Origin of the sequence: Streptomyces sp. NBC_00289, assembly GCF_041435115.1 — a bacterium.
In the GTDB taxonomy this organism is placed as follows: domain Bacteria; phylum Actinomycetota; class Actinomycetes; order Streptomycetales; family Streptomycetaceae; genus Streptomyces.
This window is the reverse complement of the sequence record NZ_CP108046.1, coordinates 3,127,857-3,153,110: the sequence shown is the minus strand read 5'-3', so window position 1 is coordinate 3,153,110 and position 25,254 is coordinate 3,127,857. Positions and strand designations below refer to the sequence as shown.

18 protein-coding genes and 2 pseudogenes are annotated in these 25,254 nt (G+C 69.8%); 15 read left to right on the top strand and 5 right to left on the bottom strand.

Going from position 1 to position 25,254, the window contains the following annotated elements; translation table 11 throughout:
* Positions 1–10 precede the first annotated feature (10 nt).
* Positions 11–544, bottom strand: a complete 534-nt coding sequence (locus OG985_RS14435; protein WP_371674370.1) for a TerD family protein — start codon at positions 542–544, stop codon at positions 11–13.
* Between the two features lie 160 nt (positions 545–704).
* Here OG985_RS14435 and OG985_RS14430 point away from each other — a divergent pair, with 160 nt between their 5' ends.
* The 3 genes from OG985_RS14430 to OG985_RS14420 all read left to right on the top strand — a co-directional run bounded on the left by OG985_RS14430 (position 705) and on the right by OG985_RS14420 (position 3,006).
* Positions 705–1,310, top strand: coding sequence for a YdbC family protein (locus OG985_RS14430; protein ID WP_371668731.1), 606 nt, complete (start codon positions 705–707; stop codon positions 1,308–1,310).
* Between the two features lie 118 nt (positions 1,311–1,428).
* Positions 1,429–2,088, top strand: coding sequence for a histidine phosphatase family protein (locus tag OG985_RS14425; RefSeq protein ID WP_371668730.1), 660 nt, complete (start codon positions 1,429–1,431; stop codon positions 2,086–2,088).
* Positions 2,089–2,100: 12 nt separating this feature from the next.
* Positions 2,101–3,006 carry an ADP-ribosylglycohydrolase family protein gene (locus tag OG985_RS14420; protein WP_371668729.1) on the top strand — a complete coding sequence of 302 codons (906 nt, stop codon included), beginning with the start codon at positions 2,101–2,103 and terminating at the stop codon, positions 3,004–3,006.
* A 478-nt stretch (positions 3,007–3,484) separates the two neighbouring features.
* On the opposite strand, the gene OG985_RS14415 is transcribed toward OG985_RS14420, so the two are convergent.
* A complete protein-coding gene (locus tag OG985_RS14415; protein ID WP_371668728.1) occupies positions 3,485–5,032 on the bottom strand; it encodes an MFS transporter in 1,548 nt (515 codons plus the stop codon).
* Positions 5,033–5,218: 186 nt separating this feature from the next.
* On the opposite strand from OG985_RS14415, the gene OG985_RS14410 reads away from it, so the two are divergent.
* The 3 genes from OG985_RS14410 to OG985_RS14400 all read left to right on the top strand — a co-directional run bounded on the left by OG985_RS14410 (position 5,219) and on the right by OG985_RS14400 (position 7,335).
* On the top strand, positions 5,219–5,842 hold the full coding sequence (locus OG985_RS14410) for a TetR/AcrR family transcriptional regulator (protein ID WP_371668727.1): 624 nt from the start codon (positions 5,219–5,221) through the stop codon (positions 5,840–5,842).
* A gap of 81 nt (positions 5,843–5,923) precedes the next feature.
* Positions 5,924–6,625: a ribonuclease HII gene (locus OG985_RS14405; protein WP_371668726.1), complete on the top strand. Its 702-nt coding sequence runs from the start codon at positions 5,924–5,926 to the stop codon at positions 6,623–6,625.
* 68 nt (positions 6,626–6,693) lie between these two features.
* Positions 6,694–7,335 (top strand): hypothetical protein, encoded by a 642-nt coding sequence (locus OG985_RS14400; protein ID WP_371668725.1) that lies wholly within the window; start codon positions 6,694–6,696, stop codon positions 7,333–7,335.
* A gap of 425 nt (positions 7,336–7,760) precedes the next feature.
* Here OG985_RS14400 and OG985_RS14395 read toward each other — a convergent pair whose 3' ends face one another.
* Both OG985_RS14395 and OG985_RS14390 read right to left on the bottom strand, forming a co-directional pair.
* The gene (locus OG985_RS14395) at positions 7,761–8,396 is read right to left on the bottom strand and encodes a hypothetical protein (protein WP_371668724.1); all 636 of its coding nucleotides are present in this window, start codon (positions 8,394–8,396) and stop codon (positions 7,761–7,763) included.
* A 279-nt stretch (positions 8,397–8,675) separates the two neighbouring features.
* A complete protein-coding gene (locus OG985_RS14390) occupies positions 8,676–10,847 on the bottom strand; it encodes a RecQ family ATP-dependent DNA helicase (RefSeq protein WP_371668723.1) in 2,172 nt (723 codons plus the stop codon).
* Between the two features lie 142 nt (positions 10,848–10,989).
* Here OG985_RS14390 and OG985_RS14385 point away from each other — a divergent pair.
* From OG985_RS14385 to OG985_RS14345, 9 genes and pseudogenes are all read left to right on the top strand, one after another.
* Positions 10,990–11,397: pseudogene (locus OG985_RS14385) on the top strand (DUF4192 family protein); the annotation flags it as partial.
* Between the two features lie 105 nt (positions 11,398–11,502).
* The gene (locus tag OG985_RS14380; protein ID WP_371668722.1) at positions 11,503–13,686 is read left to right on the top strand and encodes a putative transposase; all 2,184 of its coding nucleotides are present in this window, start codon (positions 11,503–11,505) and stop codon (positions 13,684–13,686) included.
* Between the two features lie 27 nt (positions 13,687–13,713).
* Positions 13,714–15,096, top strand: a pseudogene (locus OG985_RS14375) (DUF4192 domain-containing protein); the annotation flags it as partial.
* Between the two features lie 705 nt (positions 15,097–15,801).
* On the top strand, positions 15,802–17,829 hold the full coding sequence (locus tag OG985_RS14370; RefSeq protein WP_371668721.1) for a glycogen debranching N-terminal domain-containing protein: 2,028 nt from the start codon (positions 15,802–15,804) through the stop codon (positions 17,827–17,829).
* A gap of 130 nt (positions 17,830–17,959) precedes the next feature.
* Positions 17,960–18,718: an NUDIX domain-containing protein gene (locus OG985_RS14365; protein ID WP_371668720.1), complete on the top strand. Its 759-nt coding sequence runs from the start codon at positions 17,960–17,962 to the stop codon at positions 18,716–18,718.
* Between the two features lie 173 nt (positions 18,719–18,891).
* Positions 18,892–20,769: an ATP-binding cassette domain-containing protein gene (locus tag OG985_RS14360; RefSeq protein ID WP_371668719.1), complete on the top strand. Its 1,878-nt coding sequence runs from the start codon at positions 18,892–18,894 to the stop codon at positions 20,767–20,769.
* A gap of 162 nt (positions 20,770–20,931) precedes the next feature.
* Positions 20,932–21,819, top strand: a complete 888-nt coding sequence (locus OG985_RS14355; protein WP_371668718.1) for a FadR/GntR family transcriptional regulator — start codon at positions 20,932–20,934, stop codon at positions 21,817–21,819.
* Between the two features lie 426 nt (positions 21,820–22,245).
* Positions 22,246–23,793, top strand: coding sequence for an RNA polymerase sigma factor (locus OG985_RS14350; RefSeq protein WP_371668717.1), 1,548 nt, complete (start codon positions 22,246–22,248; stop codon positions 23,791–23,793).
* A gap of 121 nt (positions 23,794–23,914) precedes the next feature.
* On the top strand, positions 23,915–24,781 hold the full coding sequence (locus OG985_RS14345) for a serine protease (RefSeq protein ID WP_371668716.1): 867 nt from the start codon (positions 23,915–23,917) through the stop codon (positions 24,779–24,781).
* Positions 24,782–24,884: 103 nt separating this feature from the next.
* Here OG985_RS14345 and OG985_RS14340 read toward each other — a convergent pair whose 3' ends face one another.
* Entirely contained in the window at positions 24,885–25,118 is a 234-nt protein-coding gene (locus OG985_RS14340) for a hypothetical protein (RefSeq protein WP_371668715.1), read from the bottom strand.
* Positions 25,119–25,254: the final 136 nt, after the last annotated feature.

The following is a 25,254-nucleotide window of genomic DNA, read 5'->3' as shown; positions in this document are numbered from 1 at the left end:
CGGCGTCAGGTCAGGGCTGCGGCGCCTGACCCATGGTCCGCGTGAAGGTCGCGGGGTCGTCGTCGAAGCCGTGGATACCGGGGTGGAAATCCCAGGTGCCGGCACCCTCGCGCACGAACTCGCCGATCGTCGTCGCCGTGGACCCGAGGACGCTGCCGAAATCGTCCTCGGCGAGCACGGTGTAGCCCTCACGGATCCGCAGGCCGGGATTGATCACGCCGACGAACGTCCGGTGCGCGGAGCGCTGCTGGATGACCACGCCGACCACCACGCGCGCGTACCGGGCGTCGAGCCGGTCCAGCTCCAGCGTCATGACCTCGTCCCAGCCGAAGCCCTTGCCGTCCTTGCTGTCGCGGTTGAGATAGATGGTGCCGTCGGGGGAGCGGCTGTCGAAGTGCACCACATAGGCGGGATCGCCGTACGGGGCGCTCGCCAGGTAGGTCGCGGCGACGATGTCCAGATCAGTGGGCGGCTGCCCCGCCGGACTCGGATCCCACTTGACCGAGACCTCGACCTTACGAATCCCCTTGTTGATGCCGTGCACCATACGATTCCCTTCCCCGTCTCCCCAGGTGCCCCCTCGACCTGAACTGCCGGTTGGGCAAGGCCGGTTGCCCATCCTGCCACGCGCGCTGGGGGGCGTGCGGAAGAGCTCTCCCCCGGAGAGTGACCGGCGCCACGCTCCGTGGCCTTACCATGGCGCGGTGCTGGTCAAGTGGATTCGCTGCACCGTGGTGGACCGCCGCGGCTTCGAGCGGGGGCAGCGAAAGTGGGCGGGGCTTCTGGGAGAGCCGGGGTTCAGGGGACAGGGCGGAGGCTGGAGCCGGGGGCGGCCGGGAGTGGCGCACGTCTTCGCGTTCTGGGAGAGCCGTGCCTTCTACGACTCCTTCATGGCCCGCTCCCATGACCGGCTGGCGACGGCCCAGTCGGGCACTTTCAGGAACGCCCAGGTCAAGCTCTTCGACTACCGCTTCGACGTGAAGACCGGCTTCGAGCCGCGCTTCACCGACGCCGACCTGGTACGGGTCGCCCACTGCCGCGTGCACGAGGAACGTGCGGAGCACTTCACGCTGATGCAGGAAAAGGTGTGGAACCCCGCGATGGCCGGCTCGCCGGGCATGATCCGCGGGCTGTTCGGCGAGGCTCCCGGAAGCGAGTTCATGGTGCTGTCGATGTGGAGATCCGCGGCCGAGCACGGCAAGTACCGCGCCGAGCGCGTGGAGCGGCTGGCTCTGCGGGCCCAGATAGAGGCGGACGTCGCAGCCCTCACAGGCGACATCGTGGAGCTGGAACCGAGCTGGACGGTGTGATGTCGGGACTGGTCATCACGGTTTCTGATGTGACCCAGGGTGCAGATGGTGTGTGACCTACGCCGTATGGAGCCCGTACAGGTGCTCGGCAGGCCGTCGGCCGATCTAGGGTTTGGGCATGGCACGACCACGGCGCATCGTCCTTGTCCGGCACGGGGAGTCAACGGGCAATGTTGATGACACCGTCTACGAACGCGAGCCCGACCACGCGCTGGCCCTGACCGACCGGGGCTGGCAGCAGGCCGAGGAGACGGGCAAACGCCTGCGTGAGGTGCTCGGCCGCGAACGCGTCAGCGTGTACGTGTCCCCGTACCGCCGCACGCACGAGACCTTGCGCGCCTTCCACCTGGACCCCGAGCTCATACGGGTGCGCGAGGAGCCGCGGCTGCGCGAGCAGGACTGGGGAAACTGGCAGGACCGCGACGACGTCCGGCTCCAGAAGGCGTACCGCGACGCCTACGGACACTTCTTCTACCGCTTCGCCCAGGGCGAGTCCGGAGCCGACGTGTACGACCGGGTCGGCGGTTTCCTGGAGAGCCTCTACCGAAGCTTCGAGGCACCCGACCACCCGCCGAACGTTCTGCTGGTCACCCATGGTCTGGCCATGAGGCTGTTCTGCATGCGCTGGTTCCACTGGACGGTGGCGGAGTTCGAGTCGCTGTCCAACCCGGGGAACGCGGAGATGCGGATGCTCGTTCTCGGGGACGACGGCAAATACGTGATTGACCCCCCTTTCGAACGCTGGCGAGATCCGGAACCGTACGGGATCACCGGATAGAGTGGCAGGGCGATGACAGCCGACTCCTCACCCGACGGGCGCCTGGACCGCGCCCTGGCCAGCCTCTGCGGACTGACCGTGGGGGACGCGCTGGGCTCGCAGTTCTTCGTCCCGGCCCACTACCCGATGCTCAAGCAGCGCGAGCTGCCGCCAGGCCCCTGGCAGTGGACGGACGACACGGAGATGGCCTGCTCCGTGGTTGCCGTACTGGCCGCTCACCACCGGATCGACCAGGATGCGCTGGCCCGCTCCTTCGCCGAGCACCACGACTTCGACCGCGGCTACGGTCCCGCGGTCAACCGTCTGCTGCGTCTGGTCCGGGAGGGCGGCGACTGGCGCGAACTCGCCGCCGAGCTCTTCAACGGACAAGGGTCCTGGGGCAACGGCGCGGCGATGCGTATCGCTCCGCTGGGCGCCTGGTACGCGGACGATCCGGAGCAGGCGACGCACCAGGCGGAGATCTCGGCGTACCCCACCCACCAGCATCGTGAGGCCGTGGTCGGCGCCATGGCCGTTGCGGCGGCCGCCGCACTGGCTGCCGCCCCCGGCGGCCCGCCCACCCCTGAGGCGTTTCTCGACGGGGTCGTCGCACTCGTCCCCAAGAGTGCCGTCGGGGCCGGTCTGCGACGGGCCCGCGACATGCTCGACTACGGCGACGCCGGCACGGTCGCGGCCGTACTGGGCTGCGGACGGCGTACGAGTGCCCATGACACCGTGCCCTTCGCGCTCTGGTCGGCCGCGCGGGCCCTGCGGGATTACGAGCAGGCCTTCTGGACCACCGCTCAGGTCGGCGGCGACGTGGACACGACCTGCGCGATCGTGGGCGGCGTCCTCGCCGGAGGGAAGGCGGGAACTCCACCGGCCGCGTGGGTGCGGCGGACGGAAGCGCTCCCGGACTGGGTGCCCGCAAGCGGCTGACCGGGCGCTGGGTTCTGGAGATGCAGTGCGCGGTGATCGGGGCTGTGCACTGGTGGGCTTTGTTTGCCGGCGCCTGGCGCTCCGTCCGAGGTTGTCCTGGCCGGCGCCTGCGTCGTGTCAGTGTGCCGCGGGGTCCGGTGTGCGCTTCACGGGAACTCTCTGTGCATGATGGGAACTCTGCGTGACGGCGCGGCCGTTGTCATGACATCCGCTGTGTGAGGCGTGGACGTGTGCGGACTCGTACGGCAGCGGACATGCGAGGGCGAGGGCTGAGGCAACGGCGGTGGAGGTGGTCATGGTGGTTGTGCTGTTTCTGGTGTTGGCGTCGGCCGTTGCGGCTGCTCTGGTCGTACGGCCTGTTCCGCTCCCACCGGTCGGGGCCTGGTATGCGCCCCGACCGGCGTTGTTCACGATGGAGCGAGTGCCGACGAGCCTCCGAAGCAGGGCGGGTCGCCTTCCACGCGGCCATGGGGCCGGCTCAGCCGAGGCCGGCCCCCGGTGTCCCGGCGAGGGACTCCAGGTCGCTCTTGCGGACACGGATCACCAACCAGGCCGTGGCCAGGGCGAGTACGGCCATTGCGGCGGCCGCGACGAAGCCCGTCGAGATGCCTTGGGCGAGCACCTCGTGTCCCCACGAGCCGGGCAGTTGATGGGTCTTGGCGAACTCCGCCTTCTGTTCCGGCGACCCGTCGGCGAGGAAGTTCGGCAGTTGCTTCTCCGCCTCGTTCTTGCTGGCCGAGCCGAACACCGTCGTGAGGATGGACAGACCGAGCGAGCCGCCCACCTGTTGCATGGCGTTGAGCAGCCCGGACGCAGCGCCCGCCTCGTGCGGGGCGACACCGGAAACCGCGGTGAGAGTGAGCGTGACGAAGTTCAGGCCCATGCCGAAGCCGAACACCAGCATCGGGCCGAGCACTCCGCCGACGTACGAGCTGTCGGAGCTGATGAGGGCCTGCCAGCCCAGCCCGATCGTCGCGAGTGCCGAACCCACGAGCATGAAGGGCTTGGGCCCCAGTACCGGGAGGAACCGCTGGGACAGGCCGGCACCCAGCGCGATGACGACGGTCACCGGCAGGAAGGCGAGACCGGCCTTGATCGGGCTGTATCCCAACACGTTCTGCACGAAGAGCACGATGTAGAAGAACATCCCGAACATCGCGGCGGCGAGACTCAGCATGATCACGTACGTGCCGGAGCGATTGCGGTCGGTGAACATCCGCAGCGGGGTGATCGGCTCCTTGGCGCGCGACTCGACGAAAACGAAGGCCAGCAGCAGAACCACGGCGGCGGCGAAGGAGCCGATCGTCAGCGTGTCCCGCCATCCCTCGTCCGCCGCGCGGATGAAACCGTAGACCAGGGAGGCCATGCCCGCTGTCGAGGTCAGTGCACCCGCGATGTCGAAGCGTCCGGAGTGACGTTCGGACTCGTTGATGTACAGCGGCGCGAGCAGGGCGATCGCCACGCCGATCGGCACGTTGACGAAGAGCACCCATCGCCAGTCGAGCCACTCCGTGAGCATGCCGCCCGCGAGCAGGCCGATGGCGCCGCCACCGGCGGAGACCGCGGCGAAGACACCGAAGGCCCGGTTCCGTTCCGGGCCCTCGGGAAACGTGGTGGTGATCAGTGCCAGGGAGGTGGGCGACGCGATCGCGCCACCCACGCCCTGGAGTACGCGCGCGGCCAGCAACTGCCAGGGCTCCTGTGCGAGTCCGCCGAGCAGCGACGCGAAGGTGAAGAGGAGGATGCCGGTCATGAAGACCCGGCGGCGGCCGAGGATGTCTCCGGCCCGGCCGCCCAGGAGCAGCAGGCCGCCGAAGGTGAGCGTGTAGGCGCTGACGACCCACGTGAGGTCGGTGGTGCTGAACTTGAGAGCGTCTTGAATGTGCGGAAGGGCGATGTTCACAATCGTCGCGTCGAGTACCACCATGAGTTGGCAGGCCGCGATGACGGTGAGCGCGATGCCGGGGCGTCCCTCCCGGCGTGCCGCACCCGGTTTCTGGTCCTTCGTCAACTGAGAGGTCGTCACTTTGGGTCCCCCACAAGTGCTTTAGTGAACGATCACGTTCACTGTTGCGTCAACCGTAGTGAGTCCCCAGTAGTGAACGCAAGCGTTCACTTGCCTTCCCGTCGCGTGGCATGTCCCCCGTTGCTGTCGCGCGACGCCCCCTCGTCCATCGAAATCCCCGCTCCCCTGCCCGCTGGAGACAGTCAGATGGTTACCTCGCGCTGGACGGCCGCCCCCGTCCGGACGGCCTCCCTTCGTCGGCGTGGCGCCGTGCTCGAACAGGCCATCCTCGATGCCGCGTTGGAGCAACTCAGTACGGTCGGCTGGAACGGCCTCACCATGGAAGGTGTCGCGGCCGGCGCGCAGACGGGCAAGGCCGCGGTCTACCGTCGTTGGCCTTCGAAGGAGGATCTGGTCGCCGACGCCCTCCAGGCCGGGCTCCCGAGCTTCGAGGAGGCGCCCGACCTTGGTGGCGTGCGCGAGGATCTGTTTGCGCTTTGCCGCCAGGCACGTGACGCGATGTTCTCGCGCCCCGGTTCAGCATTGCGCGCAGTGATTCACGAATGCGATCACAGGCAGGCGGAGCGCTTTCATGGCGTGATCTTCGAAGGGGTCGTGGAGCCGACCATCAGGCTGCTCCGTGAGGTAATCACCCGGGGAATAGTGCGGGGAGAGGTCCGCCCGGATGCGGCGAACGCATACGTCTTCGATGCGATCCCGGCCATGATGATGTACCGCTCCAAGATGTGCGCGAGCGAATGGAACGACAAGGATCTTGAAGAGATGCTCGACCAACTGATGCTTCCGCTGCTGCGGCCGAGCGCTGGGTGATCGTCGGCGGTCTCGGTCCTGACGGTGCTCGGGGAAACCGGGTGTCGCAGGGTGATCCGGGCGGCGTAGGCTGAGCACGCCATGCCGTACGAACCACCTACTCACACCGTCGAGCGCTCCCTGCGCGCCACGACCGGGGCCAAGGTCATCGCAGGTGTCGACGAGGTGGGGCGCGGCGCGTGGGCCGGCCCCGTCACCGTCTGCGCGGCGATCACCGGGCTGCGTCGTCCCCCCGAAGGCCTGACCGACTCCAAACTGCTCACCGTGAAGCGGCGCACCGAACTCGCTCCGATCCTGCGGAAGTGGGTCACGTCGTACGCCCTGGGACACGCTTCCCCGGAGGAGATCGACAACCTCGGAATGACAGCCGCGCTGCGGCTCGCCGCGGTGCGCGCCCTGGAGGACCTGCCGGTCCGCCCCGACGCGGTCATCCTTGACGGGAAGCACAACTACCTCGGAGTGCCGTGGCAGGTCCGTACGGTCATCAAGGGTGACCAGTCCTGCGTGGCCGTGGCGGCGGCTTCGGTGATCGCGAAGGTTCAGCGCGACAAAATGATGGCCGAACTGGGTGTCGACCATGCAGACTTCGATTTTGCAGCCAACGCCGGGTATCCGTCGCCCGTGCACAAGGCAGCACTGGAGGTACGGGGCCCCACTCCGTTCCACCGGTTGTCGTGGGCGTATCTTGATGCGCTGCCTCAGTGGCGGCACCTGAAGAAGGCCCGCAGCTGGGCGGACGGAAGCGTTCCGGAGATCGAGGGGCAGCTCGGCTTCGATTTCTGACGATTCCGCTCGCACTCATGTGCCACCCGCTGACGCGAGCCGCACCGACGTTTGATAAACATCAGCTCATGCCTCTCATTCCCGAGGAGCCTCAGATTCACGAGAGTGCCCAGGGTCCCCGCGCCACTTCGGCCAGCAGCCGTACCGCGCCGACCCCCCGCCCCGTACCCGGCCCCCGACCCGCGGCTCCGCCGCGCCCCGGTCGTCCGGGCCCCGTGCGGCCAGCGCCGCCGGTGCAACGTGCGCCGCGCGACATGGCCGCGACGACGCCCGGACCGGCTGGTCCGGGCGCCCCCTCCGCCTCCGCTCAGGTGCCGGCGACGCCGCAGCTCCAGTTGATCCCGGCCTCGGTCGAGGGCGCTCTGGACGCTGCCGAGGAAGCCGTCGACCTGCTGCTGGAGTCCGGCCGCGCCCCCGGAGAGGTGCTGGTGATCACCACCGGCGAACCTCATCCGTGGGCCACCCACGAACTGTCCTTCGGTGAAGCCTCCTACTGGGCTCAGCACGACGCGGGCGACGACGTGTTCTACGCGGAGGCCACCAAGGCGTCCCGTGCCGCGTCCCGCCCCGTGGTCGTGGTCGCGGTCAACAGTGGTGACCGTGCCGCCACCGCCACCGCTCTGCCGCTGGCTCACACCAGGGCTGGTGCCCTGCTGATCGTCTGCGGCGACCCGCAGCAGATCAACGCGGTGCTCGGTGCGAGCGTCTGAGTCTGGTTCCAGGGCCTACGAGCGACTTCGGTAGGCGCTGAAAGGTGCCGCCTGCGGCGGTGCCCGGGTAGGCAGTTGGGGTTCCGCCGTGCGAGTAGTCGCACGGCGGCCTTTGCTGCCTGCGGGCGCGACCCGGAGACCGGCGTGAGCAGGCCGGTGGTCTGCCTCGGCCGTCCCCACCCCCCCTCGAAGTCAGGGTGACGACGCTCTGCGCATGCGCTGCCCAGGGGTAGTACGGCGGACGCTTCGTCGTGCGACCGGGTGGTGTCCGTAGAAGCCCGTTCAGCGCTGAAGGGGGTGGCCGATGGCCGTATGCGGACCGTGAAGCGTCGTAATGGACCGGGCGGGCCCGGCCTTGGTGCGAGCCTTCTGCGAATCACACGGCCTTGCACGGAACGCCGCCCGTGAGCGGCGCTCCGTCGGCTTCAGCGGGCGGCCGCCCGGCGTAGAACCTCCGAGGCGGCGCCGCCGGTGCGCGGCAGCGGAGGCGGCGCCTCGGACAGGGCGAAGGGCTCCGGCTTCGAGTCCGAGTTCGGCCGGCGCCCGCCGCGTCCCTCGCCCAGGACCTGCCAGCCGTCCCGGGTCAGCGTGATGTATGCGCCGCAGCGCAGCCCGTGGAGGGTGCAGGCATCACGCAGCCCCCACATCCACGCGCCGTCCTCCTCGGTCCAACGTGCGTCGCCGTCGCGGCAGTAGAGCAGCACGGCGGTGCGCACCGGAGTGCGGCGCCGCAGGTCGTGCGGGATCACTCGGCGTAGTTGGTCGAGCAGCACGTTGCGGAACATCCAGCCGTCGGCCGGGGCCGAACGACGGGTGAACGAGGCGCTCGCGCACAGCCGCTCGTCCGGATCGAGCACCGCCACGATCGCCGTAGCCGGTTTGGGTCGGTGCCGTGAGTGCAGTCCGCTGACGACCTCACGAGGATTGCGCAGCAGAGGGATTCCGGCGGCGGCCCACTCGGCGGGTTCGAGCATGCGGGACAGGGGGTTGGCGGATGCGGTGGACAGAACGGCAGACGACGAGGTCGATGCCGCGGAGGACGGAGCGAATCCGAAGGTCACGGTCCTCCCTTCGGCTACGCGCCCACACTGCGGGCGAGGTCGGAATCGGGGGAACGCACGCCGCAGCAGAGCCCTACCGGACCACGGACGAGCCGTGCGGGGAGCGGAGTTCAATTCTTCCTGTCGAACTGGGTTGCGGCAACGAGCAATTGGGCCCACCGACCCCTATGCGGTCGTTCGAGGCTTATATCCCTACCCAGTGTGTCGGCGGACGACGCATGGGACCCGGGCACCGCACCCTTCCACGCCGCCAAGGAGCCTGCGACGTGTCGAACAAGCTCAGCTCCTCACAGCCAGGACCAGCGGCAACACCCCCTGTGCACCGGACTGCAGGAGAAGGCGGCCGGCTACCGCGAGGGTCCATCCGGTCTCGGTCAGGTCGTCGACGAGCAGGACGGGGCCGTCGGCCGCGTGGAGGGCTTCCTGCAGCGACGGGGGGACGACGAGCGCCCCGCTCAGAGCTCGGAGGCGCTGGGCACTGTTGGAGCGGGGCACGGACAGGGCGTCCGCCTGATCCGTGTAGGCGAGTGAGCCGAACAGCGGGATGCGGCCGACCGAGGAGATCCTGTTCCCGAGCGACTCGATCAACTCTGGCCTGGTCCGTGAGGGCATGGTGACCACTCCGGCGGGGCGGGCCAGTGCGTCCGGCGTGCGCGATGCCCAACCGCCGGGCGCCGTGGCCCAGTCCGACAGCACGGTCACGACGGCGCTCGCCACATCGTCGGGCACGGGCGCATCAGGGGTCTGGGGCGAGAGCAGGGGGCGCAGCCGGTTGCCCCAGCCGATGTCCGAAAGCCGGCCGAGCGCCCGGCCCGGGGTGGCCTGCTCGCCGGGCGGGATGCGGCCTTTGAGGCTGACGCCGACGGCCGGAAGCCCGGTCGGCCACATTTTGCGGGGCTCCACCACCACTCCCGCGCGGGCGAGCGAACCACCGGCGGTGTCCAGGGCGCGAGGGGAGACCTCGGCTGTGAAACGCGCCCCCGCGCAGTTGTCGCAACGGCCACAGGGAGCAGCCTGCTCGTCGTCCAGTTGCCGCCGCAGGAACTCCATGCGGCAGCCGGTGGTGGTGGCGTAGTCGCGCATGGCCTGCTGCTCCGACGCCCGCTGTTTGGCGACCCACGCGTACCGCTCCGCGTCGTACGACCACGGGACACCGGTCGAGATCCAGCCGCCCTTGACCCGGTGGACGGCACCATCCACGTCGAGAACCTTGAGCATGGTCTCCAAACGGGTGCGGTTGAGCTCTACGAGCGGCTCCAGCGCCTGTAGTGACAGGGGCCGGTCAGCTCGCGCGAGGACGTCGAGGGTGCGGCGGACGGCGTCTTCGGGCGGAAACGCCACGGAGGCGAAGTAGGCCCAGATCGCTTCGTCCTCGCGCCCAGGCAAAAGCAGTACCTCGGCGTGTTCCACCCCGCGTCCGGCACGACCGACCTGCTGGTAGTAGGCGATGGGGGAGGAGGGCGAGCCGAGATGGACCACGAATCCCAGGTCGGGCTTGTCGAACCCCATCCCGAGCGCCGAGGTGGCCACCAGCGCTTTCACCCGGTTCGCGAGCAGGGCCTCTTCGGCCTGCTGTCGTTCGGCGTTCTCCGTCTTGCCCGTGTACGAGGTGACGATGTGCCCGCACTGCCGCAGAAAGGCGGTCACTTCCTCGGCGGCTGCGACGGTGAGGGTGTAGATGATTCCGGAACCAGGCAGGTCGGCCAGGTGATCGGCGAGCCACGCCAGCCGGTGGGCCGCGTCGGGCAACGGCAGGACGCTCAGGCTGAGGCTTTCGCGGTCCAGCGGGCCCCGCAGCACCAACGCGTCCGAACCGGTTCCCGTACCCAGCTGCTCGGCCACGTCCGCGGTGACCCGCGCGTTGGCCGTGGCGGTCGTGGCCAGCACCGGGACACCCGCCGGCAGCTCCGCGAGCATGGTGCGCAGCCGCCGGTAGTCGGGGCGGAAGTCATGACCCCAGTCGGAGATGCAATGGGCCTCGTCGACGACGAGAAGTCCGGTGGCGCCGGCCAGTTCGGGCAGCACGTTGTCACGGAAGTCCGGGTTGTTGAGCCGCTCGGGGCTCACGAGCAGGACATCGACCGTGCCCGCGGTCACCTCGGCCTGGATGGTCTGCCATTCCTCCGGGTTGGACGAGTTGATGGTGCGGGCGTGGATTCCGGCGCGGGCGGCCGCCTCGACCTGGTTGCGCATGAGCGCGAGCAGCGGGGAGACGATGACGGTCGGTCCGGCGCCGTGCTCCCGCAGCAGGGCGGTCGCCACGAAGTACACCGCGGACTTGCCCCAGCCCGTGCGCTGCACCACGAGCGCCCGGCGCTTGTCGGCGACCAGCGCCTCGATGGCCCGCCACTGGTCCTCGCGCAGTCGCGCCGACCCGGTGGCGTCCCCGACGAGTCGGGCCAGTACCGCGTCTGCCGTCGTGCGCAGTTCCGCCTTGTTGCTGTCCGTCATGCCTCCATACAACAGGACGCCACTGACAGGCGGAGAGCCGTCGGGCGACGACTTCCCGTTCTCGATGACCTGGTGACGTGTTCCTGATCGAAGTTATCCACAGGGTGAAACGAGAATTCGTGATTCGCGAGATCGTCAGTGCATGACGAATCACAGCGAAACGACTGGATCCCCTGAATCCTCCGAATCTCCGGAATCCTTCGACATCTCCGGCAGCGCTTTCGAACTGTCCGACAGCGATGCGGTCGGTGACATCGGCAACATCAGCGAGATCGAAACGCGGTGCCACGAAAGTGCGGGGGAGCGAGATCGAGGCGCACGAGGGGCCCCCGACCACACCGGCGCGGTCGACAGGCGCGCCGATGGCGACGAGCACGTCGAGTGCCTGACATACGACGCCCACGGAGGCGAGCACCAGATCACGCTACGGACTCCGGCAGAACTGGCCGACGCCCTGCCGTATCTGCTCGGATACCGGCCCGAGGACAGCATCGTTCTGGTCGCCCTGCACGACCGGAGCGGACGTGGCCGGTTCGGCGGCCGGGCCCAGACCTCCGGTAGTGACCTGTGGATAACCTCGCTGACCTGCGTGCTTTCTGCGGTGCTGATTGTGTGAAAGTTGTTGAGATGGCTGGCGAATGGATAGGGTCTCCTGGTGACCGAGACCATCGTGCTGGAGCTTCCGGGGATGCCGGAACCCTCTGTGCTGCGCCGGGTTGAGGTCGATGGGAAGTGCCTGGTCAGCCGCGGTGTGTCGGTGTTGTTCGTGTATGACGCGGCGGATCGCGGGATGCGTAATCTCGCGGTGGTGGCCGTCACTGATGCGGGCGTCGCGGTTCAGGAAGCGGCCACCGCCTTCGGGTTGACCCCGCAGTACGTGTCGATGCTTCGCGGGCGGGCCCGCCGGGATGGCTCGGCCGGCCTGGTCAAGCCGATGGGGCGGCGCCCGAAGCTGTCTCCGCGTCAAGTGGAGCAGGCCCGGCGGTGGGCCGGTCAGGGATGGTCTCAGGAACAGATCGCGGCGCGGTTGGGCATCCACCGCTCCCAGATCAGCCTGCTGCTCGCCAGGCATGGCGCGATAGCGCCACAACCTGAACTCCAGCTGCCTGCCGAGGGAGCGGAGCAGCCCGGGCCGGCCGGGGACGCTGCTCCAGAGCTGGAGGGTGTGCGGGCTGGGCAGGTCCGCTCGCGGTATGCAGGGGCGATGCTGGGGCATGCGTTCCTGGCCCGCTCCGGAGTGCCGGATACCTTCGCCTCGTTGCGGACGACCTCGTCGCGCGAGGCTGATGACGCCGCGTTGTTGTGCGCGGTGACGTTGGCGTTCGGGCTGGGGATCTCCTCGCTCGAAGGGGCGAAACTGCTGGACCGGCGGGAGGCCGGCGCGCTGGCGGGCCTGGCCCGCCTCCCGGAGTTGCGCACGCTGCGCCCGCAGCTGGCGGCGATCGCCGATGCGTGCGATCCCCTGGCGGTGCAGCGGCAGCTGGCCGCGGCGATGCTGGCCGTGGACGCGCCCGCGCTGGGCGTGTACTACGTGGACGATCACTTCGTGCCCTATGCCGGGGCCCGCCCGGTGGGCCGGGGCTGGAACAACAAACGCAAGCAGGCCCAGAAGGGCCACGGTGACACGCTCGTCACCGACTACCGGGGCCGCGCGGTGGCGTTCCTCACCGGCGAGCCCTCGGGGCTGACCCGGACCCTGCCCGAGGCACTGGAACAACTGCGGGCCATCACCGGCCCCGCGGCGAAACTGATGCTCGGCTTCGACCGCGGCGGCGCCTACGCGAGCGTGTTCAACGTCTGCCGGTCCTTCGAGACCGACTGGATCACCTACCGGCGCGGCAAACTGAAGATCTCCCTCATCAAGCCCACCGCCCACCCCTACCCTTCCCCCGGAGCCGGAGCCGGAGCCGGAGCCGGAGCCGGAGCCGGAGCCGGAGCCGGAGCCGGAGCCGGAGCCGGAGCCGGAGCCGGAGCCGGAGCCGGAGCCGAAGCCGAAGCCGAAGCCGGATCGGGCGAGGTGGTGTATCTGGCGGATGAGCTGGTGGAGTTCGACGGCTACGGAGTGTGCCGGCAGCTTTCCCTGTTCGAGGACGGGGTGCTGCGACTGCAGGTGCTGACCAGTGACATGACCGCGGGCGCCGCGTCGCTGCTTGCCTGGCTGCGCTCGCGCTGGCGGATCGAGAACGCCATCAAGGACCTGGCCCGCCTGCACGGCATCGACTGGCTGTGCGACTACCGCATGACCGAAACCGATGACACCACACCGGTCGACAACCCCGCCCGCGCCGCCGCCCTGCAGACCGTCCGCGACCGGGAAAAGGACCTCGCCGCCGCCGAACGCCGCCTGGCCCGCCTCATCGAGTCCCCGCTCCGCCCCGTCGCGAAGATCAACCAGCAGATCCCCGCCGCCCGCACCGACGTGGACGAGGCCAAAAAGGCCCTGACCACCGCCAAGACCGAGCTGAAGCAGATCTCGGTCAAGATCCCCGCCAACCAGCTCCACCCCGGCCGGCAGCGTGCCCTGCCCGCGACCGGGCGGCGCACCCTCCAGATGGTGCTGCGGATGCTGGCCTACAACACCGAACTCTGGCTCGCCGACCGCCTCAACAACTACCTGCGCGACAACAACGAGTACCGGACCCTGACCCGCAGCCTCTTCCACCTCCACGGCACCCTCGACTACCAGCCGAAGAAGATCACCGTCACCCTCGACCCACCCGGCAGCCCCCGCCTGACCCACGCCCTGACCCTGCTGATCGACGAAATCAACCAGACCCCACCCCACCTCCCCGGCGACCCCCGCCCGATCACCTACCACCTCACCCCGACTCAACAGTGATCAAGAACCCGATTCCGGAGGTCTGGGGCCCGGCTCGGCATTCCGTCGAACGAGGACGACTGGGCTTCGGTAGCCCGCCAGCTTGCCCACGGGTTGATCACGGGCAGTGAGCGGCGGGGCGCCAAGCCCGAGCAGATGGTCGCCTACCTCTGCCAGGAGCCGGGGAAAGGTGAGTCCGGCCGAGAGGTCATGACCCGGCTCGCCTCTCTCGCCGGCATGCTGCGCACGGAGTGCGGCCGCCTCGACGTGCCCGTCATCGAGGCGTTGTGCATCTCCGACGGCCGCTTCTGGTCGTACTGCTGCCCGAGCGAGGGATGCTGTCCGCCCGAGGGGCTGCCGATGGGCCTGCCCGGGACCTCCGTGCTGGCCGCGGCGGCGACCTACGCGGGAATTCAGGTCCGGGGCACTCTCCGCGAGCTTCGGGCCAGGCTGCAGCCCTGGGAAACCGCCGCGGCGCTGGAGCAGGAGGCTGTCCTGGACACCATCAGCAGGCGCATGGTCCCCCGGATGCTGGACGAGAAGAACCGGGCGCAGGTGGCCGAGGAGACCGTACGGCTCGCCCAACGGGTCATGACGCGTTTCGCCGAAGCGCCACCCGCATCGGGCGCTCTTCAGGGGGACTTCCGTGACGACCAACTGCTCGGACATGGCGAAGCCGCCACCCTGATCCTCGGCCTGCAGGACCGCACGACTCGAGATCGCGCCGCCGAGTGGATGGAAGCCGACGAAGCCGGCCCGGCTCTGCGACTCTGGCGAGCCCTGGCCCGCCGCTGCGTCGGCCCGTACGGGGAACACGCCGCGGCGCCCCTCACACTGGCCGGCTGGGTGGCCTGGTCGAGCGCCGACGGCATCGAGGCCCGGGAGGCCTTGGCCATGGCCCTGGGCGCGGACTCCGGCTATCTCTTCGCCCGACTCCTGCACCAGGCATGCAATGAGGGCCTCGATCCGGAGTCGATCCGTCGATGCCTGCGCGCCGAACGGCAACGGCGTGCCAAGGCGGAACGCGAAGCGGCGGGCGGCGAGCAACAGGCCATGATCCTCCCCGTCCAGGTGCAGCACGACACGACGCCAGCGGACATGACGGAACAGGACGAGCTGCAACGGACGGACGAAGCGAAGCCGTCCCCAGCACCGGCCAAGGCGCCCCGCCGTCGACGGCGGACACGCCCCGCCACTCGCTCGGTCAGCGGCCGCGGCACTGCGGACGTCGGGGTGACGCGGCCGGGCGAGCGACAGCGCGCAACGAACGGATCGCGGCCTCGCATCCCGGCAGCGCGTGGTTCCCGACCCGGATCGCGAGGTGCGGCGGGCGCGACTCCGTGCCGGCCGGGGAAGGACGCCCCGGAGGGGCGAGGCACCCACGCCGGCAACGTGAGTCCCGGGGGCGACGCCGATGAGGAGAGGCCGTGATCGACGGCGTGACCCGGCCGGCCGTCTCTCGGCGGGCGGCCGCTGGTCGGGGGGAGGCAAGTGAGCCATCGCCTGGCCTACGAGGAGCCATCCCCTGGATGCGCCATGGCCGGGCATGCGGGAAGCCATCGCGCGGCTTGGGGTGAGGGCCGCCGGCGTCGCGGGGCCGGCATCGGTGGCGTCTTCCCTGCTCATCGCCGCCGTTCGGTCGGCTTTCCCGGCCGCGGGCGTGACCCACGAGACGTCCGCCCCGTTCACCTGAGTGGCGGAACGCCTGAACGGACCACGCCGCCGACCGCCCTTGTCCCTCAGGAGCTACGTACCCGGCGTCAATGCCGCACGAAGTGATCAGAGAGCAGAGGAAGCCGCCCCTTGCACCAGCCGACTCCGCCCTCAGCCAGCGACGACGACGGTTCTGCCGCCGACGCAGTCGCACCACCCGGGAGCGGCCCGACCAGCGCTCCGCCCCAGCCGTCCCGCTCGGACCTGTACGGCCAGAGCCGCCCACTCCCACCGGCGGCTGACGGCCGCCCGGCAGCGCCGGTGGGACCTCACCCTCCTTCGCCCACGAACGCAGCGAGTCCACTCCGATCCGCCTCCTCGCTCATGCCTGAGCCGGGAAGCCGCGAGCGCTCCTCCTCGCCCACCGATCAGCGCCGAACCCTTGCCCTGCCGTCCTCGGAGGCGTGGCCACCACCTCTGCCTGTGAGCCGTCCGTACGGGTCTTCCTCGCCGACCGTGGAAGGCCGCCCCGCATCGGCTGGCCCGCTGATTCCTCACCGTTCGACCGACCTGCCCCCCACCCACACGGCCATCGTCTGCGTCGGGCTCCCGGGCCTCGCCATCTCGACGGAGCAGGGGCAACTGACCGGCCAGGGACTGGAGGGGTTCTACCGCGCCGGGCGACGCCTCCTGTCCCGCTGCCAGGTCCGCGTCGCCGGGCACGAACCGCTCGCGGTCCAGGCCCGTTCGACCGCGGCCGACCGCGCGCGCTTCGTGGGCACCCTGCGCGTCTCTCCCGGCGCCGGCCCGGACCCGGACGTCGTGGTCGAGCGAACACGTCACGCGGACGGCATCGAACGCATTAGGTTGCAGAGCACGGCTCACCGCTCACTCCGCCTGCCGGTCGAAGTGTCGCTGGGCACGGACCTGGCCGACCTGAGTGAGATCGCGTCCGGCCGCGCGGGAGCAGAACTGCCCGCCATGGTCCGTGGCTCCGGGCTGTGCTGGACCTCCTCCAGAGGAAGCGCCTCCGTCACGGCCGACCCGCCGCCGGCCGACGCGCTGGCCTCCGCAGGACTTCTGCGATGGGAGTTCGAGCTGCCTCCTGGCGGCTCGGTGAGCGTCGAGCTTCGGGTGCGTCCGGACGGTGCGGGGCCGGCCCGGGCCGCGGGGAAAGCGGCGACGAGTCCCCTCGCTGCGGCTGAGGCGACGGGCGATCAGCCGGCAGTCCAGGCGCTGCTGCGCACGAGCATCAAGGATCTCCAGGCGCTGCTCCTGCGCGACCCGGCACATCCTGCTGACATGTATCTCGCGGCAGGAGTGCCTTGGCGCTGCGGCTTGGCCCCGGCCGAGGCGCTGGCCGCAGCCCGCATGACGCTGCCACTGGGTACCCGGCTGGCTGTGGGCACGTTGCGTACCCTCGCGCGGACGCAATACCCCGATGACGCACCGCGGTCCGGAATGATTCCTGGGCCGCGACGGGACGCGGGCGTGCATCTGCCGGCCAGCTGTACGGGCACTGAGGCCACCCTGCTCTTTCCCGTGCTGCTGGCGGAGGCCCGCCGGTGGGGGCTCCCCGAGCAGGACATGGAGGAGTTGCTGCCGGCGGCCGAGCGTTGCCTGGCCTGGCTGCGGACGACGCTGGGGGAGGGGACATACCTGGGTGACCCGCAACCCGGAGGCCTCGCCCGCTGCGAATTCCAGGCCCAGGCGTACCGGGCGGCGCTCCTCGGAGCAGACCTGCTCGACGCGTGCGGCAGGCCCGGCGGCACCGGACTGAGGCAGTGGGCCGACACACTGCGGACGGCGTTCCGGAACGAGTTCTGGATCGACGACCGTGGCGGCGGCCGACCCGCTGCCGCCCGCGCTCCGGACGGACGTCTCGTGCCGCAGCTCGGTGCCGCCGCCGTCCACCTGCTCGACACCGGCCTGATGGGCGGAGGCAGGCAGGCGCCCGGCCTGCTCGACAAGGTGCAGACCGAACAGCTTGCGCGGCTGCTCGGGAGCCCGGCCATGGACTCCGGCTGGGGCCTGCGCGGACTAGGGGCCAAGGAGGCCGGGTACAACCCGTTCGGCCATCGCAGCGGCGCCGTGCGGGTGCACGAGACGGCGATCGGCGTGACAGGACTGGCCGCCGCCGGCTACGAGAAGGAAGCCGGAGCACTGCTGCGGGGCCTGCTGGCGGCGGCCGAGGCTTTCGGCCACCGACTTCCCGAGATGTACGCGGGAGAGCAGCGCTCCGACGGAAGCGCCCCCGTGCCACACCCCGCGGCATGCCGCCCTTCGGCCACGGCCGCGGCCGCGGGTGTCCTGCTCCTGACCACCCTCGCCGGCATTCGCCCCGACGCACCCGCCGGGACGGTCACACTGCGGCCGGTGAGCAGCGCGCCCGTGGGGGAGATCGGGCTGACCGGGCTGCGCGTGGCGGGCGCCCCCTTCTCCGTACGGGTCAGTCGGCTCGGTCTCTCTCTCGTTGAGGAGGCTGCCGAGGGGCTGCAACTGGGGGCGTGACCTCGTAGAACGTGGTAGGGGACGACGGGCCGGGGGCAAGCGCGCGGCTGCCGTCGGACCGAGCGACCCAGGGGCCGATGCGGTCGGCGAAGGGAGTGTTTATCGTCAGGCAGACGACTATGATCGCGACATGCCCTACGACCCGTCAGCCTTCCCGCCCTTCGCCGTCACCGTGGACCTGGTCGTGCTGACCGTGCGCCGCCATGCCCTGTGCGCGTTGGCGGTGCGCAGGGGTGAGCCGCCGTTCCAGGGGCGCTGGGCGCTTCCCGGCGGCTTCGTGCGGGAAGACGAGGATCTGGCGCAGGCCGCGGCGCGCGAGCTGGCCGAGGAGACCGGGCTGCGGGCTCACGACCCGTCCGTCCCCGCCCAGGACAACGGCGCTCACCTGGAACAGCTCGCCACCTACGGCGACCCGAAGCGTGATCCCCGGATGCGTGTGGTCAGCGTCGCCCACCTCGCACTCGCCCCCGATCTGCCCGCGCCGCGGGCGGGCGGCGACGCGAGCAACGCACGCTGGGCGCCCGTTGAGGAGTTGCTGCAGCAGGGCGGTTACGGTCGCGACGGCGAACCGGTCGCGCCGCTGGCCTTCGATCACCACCAGATCCTGGCGGACGGCGTGGAGCGTGCTCGGTCCAAGATCGAGTACTCGTCTCTGGCCACCGCGTTCTGCCCACCCGAGTTCACCGTCGGCGAGCTGCGTCGCGTCTACGAGGCGGTGTGGGGCGTGGCGCTCGACCCGCGCAACTTCCACCGCAAGGTCACGGGCACACCCGGCTTCCTCGTCCCTACCGGCGGGACGACCACGCGCCAGGGCGGACGCCCGGCCCAGCTCTTCCGGGCCGGCGGCGCCACGCTGCTCAACCCCCCGATGCTTCGCCCCGAAGTGTGACACCTCGGCGAATGGAGCGGGGCGGCCGGCGGACCGGGGACCCAGGACTCGGATGCGGTACCCGGCGCCTTCTCGTGAGCATCGGAGAAGGGGGCCGGTCGGGGTAATCTCCGGTTGCGCAGCTGGCCATGCTATGCCCATGAAACGGGACATAGGGCGCTATCTTGCTCTAGATGATCCAGGCCTTCGGACTGACCAGCAACCCCCGCAAGGACCTCCCGCCCGCTGTCGACGACGTCTCCTTCGAAGCGCGCGCAGGCCGTGTCACCGCGCTGCTCGGAGCGTCCGGTGCCGGCAAGTCGACAGTGCTCAGACTCATGCTCGAGCTGCAACAGGGTCGTGGCATCACCTACTTCCGAGGCCGCCCGCTGCGCCGCATCGCACACCCGTCGCGAGAGGTCGGCGTGTTGCTGGGGGACGTGCCGGGTCACCCCGCGCGCACGGTCCGCGGTCACCTGCGCATGCTGTGCGCCGCGGCAGGCGTCCCCGTCCGGCGTGCCGACGAGGTCCTCGAGGTGGTCGACCTCGCCGGTCTGGCCGACGAACCGCTGGGCACACTGGCGCGCGGCATGGACCGCCGCCTCGGCCTGGCCTGTGCGCTGCTGCCAGACCCTCACACCCTCGTCCTCGACAACCCCACCGACGGACTCTCCGTAAGTGAAAGCCGTCGGCTGCACAGCATGCTGAGCGCGCACGCGGCCCGCGGCGGCACAGCGCTGTTCACCACAGCCGATCCGAAGGAGGCGGCGCGCACCGCCGATCGTGTGGTCACTCTCGAGCGGGGACGGCTCGTCGCCGACCAGGAGGTCGCGCACTTCGCCCGCACCCGGCTGCGCCCCCGCGTCGCCGTCCGCAGCCCGCACGCCGCCCGCCTCGCGGCCCACCTCACCAAGGAGGCCCGTACCGCCCGGCGCTCAATCGAGGTCGTGCGCGAGGAGGGCAACCGTCTGAGTGTGTACGGCAGTACCTGTGCCGAGGTCGGGGAGACCGCCTTCCGGCACGACATCCTCGTCCACCAACTCGCCGACGAGACCGGCGACATGGGGCCGAGCGCGAATGAGCTCCCCGTGGCCCCTTCAGGTGTTCTCGAGAAGACCCGGTCGGACAGCACGGCCCGGGAATCCGCTGGGATCCTCGCGACCGGCGAAGCCGGACCGCCCGCCGAAACGGATGAGAGGCCGACCTGCCCGCCCGGCGCCGCCCGCCCGACCGCAGCCCTCCCGACCCTTACAGCGACCGAGGTCGCGTCCCCCCTCCCGCCGCCCATTTCCGTCCGCGCCGCTCCCAGCCCGCTGCGCCCGCTGCGCTACGAACTGCGCCGCGCCACCGGCATCGGCACCGGGTTCCTCACCGGCGCGGCCGTCCTCGTCACCTCCGTCCTCACCGCCGTACTCCTGGCCCGTACCGGTCACACGCCGCAGCCGCGCCTGCTGACCGCGTGGCCGAGGGAACTCCCTCTGCCGCCCGCGGCCCTCGGTGCTGGGCTGCTCGGGGCGCTCGCCTTCGGTGATGAGTTCCGCCATCCAGCGCTGGCGGCGGACCGCGGCACTGTGCCCCGCCGACTGGGGCTGCTCTCCGCGAAACTCGTCGTCACCGCCGCCACCGCGCTGCTGCTGGCGTTTCTCACGGTGGGCTGCGACGCCGAAATGCTCTATCTCGTCTACGGACGGGAGCTCACGGAAGTTCCGGCTGACTGGTTGGCACTGAGCGCGAGTTGGATCGGGCTCGTGGTCGGCTGCGCCTGGGCCGGTGTACTGGCCGCGGGTATCTTCCGGTCCACCACGGCAGGGCTCGCCGCGGTGGTCGCCGTACCGGTCGTCGTCGTACCCGTCGTACAAAAGGTCTTGGAGGGGCCGTCCGTGCGGACGGCGGCCGGATTTCCCGTGCGGCTGCGCGAGGTGTTGCTGTTGCAGTGGCCTTTCGGTGGAGAGCGCTATGTCGCTGCCGCCGCTCGCGTGCTCGTTCAACCTGTGGGCGGTGCGCTGACGTTGTCGGTGACGGCGCTGCTCTGCGCATATCTGCTCGCGACCCTGCGCGGCAGGGCCCGATGACGACAGTCCGCACTGTTCCGATCCGGGCCTGCGCACAACTCCCCGGGGAAAGCCCATTTCTTTCCGATAAGGCGTCAATTGCGACGGGGTGAGCGATCACCCTTTCGTGTGCTTTTCACCAAAGACCTCAAGGGAGTTGGAACCGACGCCGACAAATGATCCGTGAGTACCCTTGCGCACACCATGATGACCGCCGCCCGCTCCGCAGACTCCGGTCTCGCCGGCCCGGGCGAACTCGACCGTTACCCCTATGCCGAGGCGCCCTCTGCCGCCCGCGTCGGGGCCTCCGTCTGGGACGGCGCGGACCAGGAGCTCGGCCGTGTCGGCCGGCGGGCCGCCGGCAGCCGCGGACGGGGGCTGCACGGCCAACTCGTCCAGCAGTTGGGGCAGATGATCGTCGCCGGCGATCTGGGCGCCGACCGCCCGCTGGTGCCGGAGGAGATCGGCCAGCGTTTCGAGGTCTCCCGCACCGTCGTCCGCGAGTCTCTGCGGGTCCTGGAGGCCAAGGGCCTGGTCAGTGCCCGCCCCAATGTCGGCACGCGCGTACGGCCCGTCAGCGACTGGAACCTCCTCGACCCGGACATCATCGAATGGCGGGCCTTCGGACCACAGCGCGACAACCAGCGCCGCGAGCTGAGTGAGCTGCGCTGGACGATCGAGCCGCTTGCCGCGCGCCTGGCCGCCGGCCATGGACGTGCGGACGTCCAGCAGCGGCTCGTCGACATGGTGGAGATCATGGGGCACGCGATGGGGCAGGGCGACTCGCTCACCTTTTCCCGCGCCGACGCCGAGTTCCACTCCCTGCTCATCCAGGTCGCGGGCAACCGGATGCTGGAGCACCTGTCGGGGATCGTCTCGGCGGCCCTTCAGGTCTCGGGCGGTCCGGTCGCCGGCTGTGACCGACCGACCGAGGCGTCGCTGACGCACCACGGCAGAATCGTCGACGCCCTCGGTGCCGGTGACGGCACAGCGGCCGAGTCGGCCATGCGGCAACTGCTCACCGTCCATCCCGAGGTGGAGCGTGTTGTGCCCGCGCCGCGCGAGCACTGACCGCGCATCGTCGGCGACGCGGCCGGGAGTGTCTCCTCCTCCCGTGGCACCGCTCGGTCGGCGTAACCTCTCCCGTCGGACCCCGCAGGATCCCCAGGGATCCTGCGGGGTCCGACGGTGCGACGAGGCGCTCTGCCTGTCGCAGCGCCCCCACTCGGGGCCGCGAGTGACCCCTTGTGTCCACGTCTGACCACTTTTGATCGTTTGTGGGGTGTGACTCGGGCCACGCAGATTGGGCGTAACGCTCTTGGGAACAGTGCGATGACCTAAGAGGTGACAGCCGCGGAGGGAATACGGACGCCGTTCAAGGCGCTGTGCATCTTCCCGGCCCTGCCCGCACCGTCGGCCCATCCCAAGCCGGTGGTCGGCTCCTGTCCGCGATGGACGGGGCCGGAAGCCGTTTTCCAACGTTCCGAGAGGTTGTTCGTGTCGGCCAGCACATCCCGTACGCTCCCGCCGGAGATCGCCGAGTCCGTCTCTGTCATGGCGCTCATTGAGCGGGGAAAGGCTGAGGGGCAGATCGCCGGCGATGACGTGCGTCGGGCCTTCGAAGCTGACCAGATTCCGGCCACTCAGTGGAAGAACGTACTGCGCAGCCTCAACCAGATCCTCGAGGAAGAGGGTGTGACGCTGATGGTCAGTGCCGCGGAGCCCAAGCGCACCCGAAAGAGCGTCGCAGCGAAGAGTCCGGCCAAGCGCACCGCCACCAAGACGGTCGCGGCGAAGACGGTGACCACCAAGAAGGCCACCGCCACCGCCACGCCCGCGGCGCCCGCTGACGAGACCTCCGTTGAGGACGAGGCGCCTGCTCAGAAGGCCGCCGCCAAGAAGACGACGACCGCCAAGAAGGCGGTCGCGAAGAAGACCGTCGCCAAGAAGACGGCGGCCAAGAAGACGACCGGCAAGAAGGATGACGCCGAGGCTGGCGACGACGAGGCGGTCGAGGAGACCGCCGGTGCCGCCAAGCCCGGTGAAGAGGAGGAGGAGAGCGGCGAGAACAAGGGCTTCGTCCTCTCCGACGACGACGAGGACGACGCGCCCGCTCAGCAGGTCGCCGTCGCCGGCGCCACCGCCGACCCGGTCAAGGACTACCTCAAGCAGATCGGCAAGGTCCCCCTGCTCAACGCCGAGCAGGAGGTCGAACTCGCCAAGCGCATCGAGGCGGGCCTGTTCGCCGAGGACAAGCTGGCCAACGCCGACAAGCTGGCGCCGAAGCTCAAGCGCGAGCTGGAGATCATCGCCGAGGACGGGCGCCGCGCCAAGAACCACCTCCTGGAGGCCAACCTCCGTCTGGTGGTCTCCCTGGCCAAGCGTTACACCGGCCGCGGCATGCTCTTCCTGGACCTCATCCAGGAGGGCAACCTCGGTCTGATCCGCGCGGTCGAGAAGTTCGACTACACCAAGGGCTACAAGTTCTCCACGTACGCCACCTGGTGGATCCGTCAGGCGATCACACGCGCCATGGCCGACCAGGCCCGCACCATCCGTATCCCGGTGCACATGGTCGAGGTCATCAACAAGCTCGCGCGCGTGCAGCGCCAGATGCTCCAGGACCTAGGTCGCGAGCCCACCCCGGAGGAACTGGCCAAGGAACTCGACATGACCCCGGAAAAGGTCATCGAGGTCCAGAAGTACGGCCGTGAGCCCATTTCGCTGCACACCCCGCTCGGCGAGGACGGCGACAGCGAGTTCGGTGACCTCATCGAGGACTCCGAGGCGGTCGTGCCGGCCGACGCGGTCAGCTTCACGCTCCTTCAGGAGCAGCTGCACTCGGTCCTCGACACGCTGTCCGAGCGCGAGGCCGGTGTCGTCTCCATGCGTTTCGGTCTCACCGACGGTCAGCCGAAGACCCTCGACGAGATCGGCAAGGTGTACGGCGTCACGCGTGAGCGCATCCGCCAGATCGAGTCCAAGACCATGTCGAAGCTGCGTCACCCCTCGCGTTCGCAGGTGCTGCGCGACTACCTCGACTAGGTCGCGGTCGTACGACCCGGAAGGCCCGGTTCCCGACAGGGAGCCGGGCCTTCGTGCTGCGGGTCACGGTGCTCTGCATGACTCTGGGTTTCCAACTGTCACCCCGGAGTGAGGAGCATGTATGCGTCGCCGTATTTCCCGGGCGTTGTCCCGGCCGCTGATTCTGGCGGCCGCGGCAGCCGCGATACCGCTGGTGTCCACCGTCCCGGCCGCAGCTGACAACGTGGTCGTCGGTGGTTTTCCCGTCGACGTGTCCGAGAGTCCATGGACGGTGGCGCTGTCCAGCCGTGACCGGTTCGGAGGTACCAGGGCGGGGCAGTTCTGCGGCGGTGTGGCCGTCGGCACCACCACCGTGCTGACCGCGGCTCACTGTCTGGCCGAGGACGTCCTTGGGGCGTCCCCGGACAGGGTGCGCGATTTCAAGATCATCGCGGGTCGGACCGACCTGCAGTCGGATCAGGGGCAGGAGATCGCCGTACGCGAGACCTGGGTGAATCCCGACTACGACGGTGCCAGCAACGCCGGCGACTTCGCCGTGCTCACCCTGGCGGCGCCCCTTCCGCGGAGTTCGGTCATCGCCATGGCGGGCGCCGGTGACCCCGCCTACAAGCCGGGTACCGATGCCACCGTCTATGGCTGGGGTGACATCACAGGTGTCGGCGACTATGCGCACAGTCTGCGAGGAGCCCGGGTGCATGTGCTGTCCGACGCGCTCTGCGAAGAGGCGTATCCCGGCCGCAGCGACGGCACGTATCTCGCTGGCGCCATGGTGTGCGCGGGGGAGGCCGAGGGTGGCAGGGACGCATGCCAGGGGGACAGCGGAGGTCCGCTTGTCGCCCGCGGAAAGTTGATCGGTCTCGTGTCCTGGGGGAGCGGCTGCGGGCGAGCGGGTAGCCCAGGCGTCTACACGCGCGTCTCGGACGCCGTGAGCAAGCTGGGCTGGGGTGACGCGGCAAGGGGCGCCGCGAGGGCGCCTGAGCCCCACTGAGGCACGTTCAGCGGGTATGAGTACGGGCAGCTGCCCCTGGGGTCAGGGGCAGCCGCCCGTTCACCGGCCTGTGCCGGGGCTGGCTCGTCGTAAGTGCGAAGTGTCAGCGCTCTTCTTCTGTTGTGGCTGATGCGGGAACGGACGTGAGCCGCTCCGTCTCGTCCTGTATCTCGGAGGCGATCTTCTTGAGTTCCGGCTCGAACTTGCGGCCGTGGTGGGCGCAAAAGAGCAGCTCTCCGCCGCTGAGCAGGACGACGCGCAGGTATGCCTGGGCGCCGCAGCGGTCGCAGCGATCGGCGGCCGTCAACGGGCTCGCGGGGGTCAGAACAGTAGTCACGTCGCCTCTTCTCTAGCTCGACGAGCTGTCGTACCAGGGTCAACATCCAACCAGCCCCAAAACGTTCCCGCTCGTGGCTTCTCCTCGAAAAAAATCTGCGAGGCGGCTGTCTGCTGCCGGTTGGCGGCGAATGTGC

Coding starts and splice junctions, on each gene's coding strand:
- OG985_RS14425 (WP_371668730.1), top strand. CDS start 1,429: ATGGCACGACCACGGCGCATCGTCCTTGTCCGGCACGGGGAGTCAACG.
- OG985_RS14390 (WP_371668723.1), bottom strand. CDS start 10,847: ATGACGGACAGCAACAAGGCGGAACTGCGCACGACGGCAGACGCGGTA.
- OG985_RS14360 (WP_371668719.1), top strand. CDS start 18,892: ATGATCCAGGCCTTCGGACTGACCAGCAACCCCCGCAAGGACCTCCCG.
- OG985_RS14405 (WP_371668726.1), top strand. CDS start 5,924: ATGCCGTACGAACCACCTACTCACACCGTCGAGCGCTCCCTGCGCGCC.
- OG985_RS14420 (WP_371668729.1), top strand. CDS start 2,101: ATGACAGCCGACTCCTCACCCGACGGGCGCCTGGACCGCGCCCTGGCC.
- OG985_RS14365 (WP_371668720.1), top strand. CDS start 17,960: ATGCCCTACGACCCGTCAGCCTTCCCGCCCTTCGCCGTCACCGTGGAC.
- OG985_RS14400 (WP_371668725.1), top strand. CDS start 6,694: ATGCCTCTCATTCCCGAGGAGCCTCAGATTCACGAGAGTGCCCAGGGT.
- OG985_RS14410 (WP_371668727.1), top strand. CDS start 5,219: ATGGTTACCTCGCGCTGGACGGCCGCCCCCGTCCGGACGGCCTCCCTT.
- OG985_RS14345 (WP_371668716.1), top strand. CDS start 23,915: ATGCGTCGCCGTATTTCCCGGGCGTTGTCCCGGCCGCTGATTCTGGCG.